The 3,141-nt window shown below is 50.8% G+C and carries 1 rRNA gene; it reads left to right on the top strand.

Annotation, left to right across the window (positions count from 1 at the left end):
- The first annotated feature begins 221 nt into the window (after positions 1 to 221).
- Positions 222 to 3,113: ribosomal RNA gene (locus tag AC1RKH_RS28040) — 23S ribosomal RNA — on the top strand.
- Positions 3,114 to 3,141: the final 28 nt, after the last annotated feature.

Raw genomic sequence — 3,141 nt, 5'->3', positions numbered from 1 at the left:
GTATTAAAGCTTAGAAATGAGCATTCCATCGTGAGATGGTGAATGTTGATTTCTAGTCTTTGATTAGATCGTTCTTTAAAAATTTGGGTATGTGATAGAAAGATAGACTGAACGTTACTTTCACTGGTAACGGATCAGGCTAAGGTAAAATTTGTGAGTTAAATTGCGAATTTTCGGCGAATGTCGTCTTCACAGTATAACCAGATTGCTTGGGGTTATATGGTCAAGTGAAGAAGCGCATACGGTGGATGCCTTGGCAGTCAGAGGCGATGAAAGACGTGGTAGCCTGCGAAAAGCTTCGGGGAGTCGGCAAACAGACTGTGATCCGGAGATGTCTGAATGGGGGAACCCACCTAACATAAGTTAGGTATCTTAAGCTGAATACATAGGCTTAAGAAGCGAACCAGGGGAACTGAAACATCTAAGTACCCTGAGGAAAAGAAATCAACCGAGATTCCCTTAGTAGTGGCGAGCGAACGGGGACTAGCCCTTAAGTGGCTTTGAGATTAGCGGAACGCTCTGGAAAGTGCGGCCATAGTGGGTGATAGCCCTGTACGCGAAAATCTCTTGGTCATGAAATCGAGTAGGACGGAGCACGAGAAACTTTGTCTGAATATGGGGGGACCATCCTCCAAGGCTAAATACTACTGACTGACCGATAGTGAACTAGTACCGTGAGGGAAAGGCGAAAAGAACCCCGGAGAGGGGAGTGAAATAGATCCTGAAACCGTATGCGTACAAGCAGTGGGAGCCCACTTTGTTGGGTGACTGCGTACCTTTTGTATAATGGGTCAGCGACTTATTTTCAGTGGCGAGCTTAACCGAATAGGGGAGGCGTAGCGAAAGCGAGTCTTAATAGGGCGTCTAGTCGCTGGGAATAGACCCGAAACCGGGCGATCTATCCATGGGCAGGTTGAAGGTTGGGTAACACTAACTGGAGGACCGAACCGACTACCGTTGAAAAGTTAGCGGATGACCTGTGGATCGGAGTGAAAGGCTAATCAAGCTCGGAGATAGCTGGTTCTCCTCGAAAGCTATTTAGGTAGCGCCTCATGTATCACTGTAGGGGGTAGAGCACTGTTTCGGCTAGGGGGTCATCCCGACTTACCAAACCGATGCAAACTCCGAATACCTACAAGTGCCGAGCATGGGAGACACACGGCGGGTGCTAACGTCCGTCGTGAAAAGGGAAACAACCCAGACCGTCAGCTAAGGTCCCAAAGTTATGGTTAAGTGGGAAACGATGTGGGAAGGCTTAGACAGCTAGGAGGTTGGCTTAGAAGCAGCCACCCTTTAAAGAAAGCGTAATAGCTCACTAGTCGAGTCGGCCTGCGCGGAAGATGTAACGGGGCTCAAACCATACACCGAAGCTACGGGTATCACTTAGGTGATGCGGTAGAGGAGCGTTCTGTAAGCCTGTGAAGGTGAGTTGAGAAGCTTGCTGGAGGTATCAGAAGTGCGAATGCTGACATGAGTAACGACAATGGGTGTGAAAAACACCCACGCCGAAAGACCAAGGTTTCCTGCGCAACGTTAATCGACGCAGGGTTAGTCGGTCCCTAAGGCGAGGCTGAAAAGCGTAGTCGATGGAAAACAGGTTAATATTCCTGTACTTCTGGTTATTGCGATGGAGGGACGGAGAAGGCTAGGCCAGCTTGGCGTTGGTTGTCCAAGTTTAAGGTGGTAGGCTGGAATCTTAGGTAAATCCGGGATTCTAAGGCCGAGAGCTGATGACGAGTGTTCTTTTAGAACACGAAGTGGTTGATGCCATGCTTCCAAGAAAAGCTTCTAAGCTTCAGGTAACCAGGAACCGTACCCCAAACCGACACAGGTGGTTGGGTAGAGAATACCAAGGCGCTTGAGAGAACTCGGGTGAAGGAACTAGGCAAAATGGCACCGTAACTTCGGGAGAAGGTGCGCCGGTGAGGGTGAAGGACTTGCTCCGTAAGCCCATGCCGGTCGAAGATACCAGGCCGCTGCGACTGTTTATTAAAAACACAGCACTCTGCAAACACGAAAGTGGACGTATAGGGTGTGACGCCTGCCCGGTGCCGGAAGGTTAATTGATGGGGTTAGCTAACGCGAAGCTCTTGATCGAAGCCCCGGTAAACGGCGGCCGTAACTATAACGGTCCTAAGGTAGCGAAATTCCTTGTCGGGTAAGTTCCGACCTGCACGAATGGCGTAACGATGGCGGCGCTGTCTCCACCCGAGACTCAGTGAAATTGAAATCGCTGTGAAGATGCAGTGTATCCGCGGCTAGACGGAAAGACCCCGTGAACCTTTACTATAGCTTTGCACTGGACTTTGAATTTGCTTGTGTAGGATAGGTGGGAGGCTTTGAAGCGTGGACGCCAGTTCGCGTGGAGCCAACCTTGAAATACCACCCTGGCAACTTTGAGGTTCTAACTCAGGTCCGTTATCCGGATCGAGGACAGTGTATGGTGGGTAGTTTGACTGGGGCGGTCTCCTCCTAAAGAGTAACGGAGGAGTACGAAGGTGCGCTCAGACCGGTCGGAAATCGGTCGTAGAGTATAAAGGCAAAAGCGCGCTTGACTGCGAGACAGACACGTCGAGCAGGTACGAAAGTAGGTCTTAGTGATCCGGTGGTTCTGTATGGAAGGGCCATCGCTCAACGGATAAAAGGTACTCCGGGGATAACAGGCTGATACCGCCCAAGAGTTCATATCGACGGCGGTGTTTGGCACCTCGATGTCGGCTCATCACATCCTGGGGCTGAAGCCGGTCCCAAGGGTATGGCTGTTCGCCATTTAAAGTGGTACGCGAGCTGGGTTTAGAACGTCGTGAGACAGTTCGGTCCCTATCTGCCGTGGACGTTTGAGATTTGAGAGGGGCTGCTCCTAGTACGAGAGGACCGGAGTGGACGAACCTCTGGTGTTCCGGTTGTCACGCCAGTGGCATTGCCGGGTAGCTATGTTCGGAATAGATAACCGCTGAAAGCATCTAAGCGGGAAACTAGCCTCAAGATGAGATCTCACTGGGACCTTGAGTCCCCTGAAGGGCCGTCGAAGACTACGACGTTGATAGGTTGGGTGTGTAAGCGCTGTGAGGCGTTGAGCTAACCAATACTAATTGCCCGTGAGGCTTGACCATATAACACCCAAGCAATTTAGTGACTCGA

It is taken from the genome of Pseudomonas sp. GW822-FHT06B12 (assembly GCF_058799675.1).
Note: the sequence above shows the minus strand (reverse complement) of the source record. Positions and strands in the feature narration are given on the sequence as shown.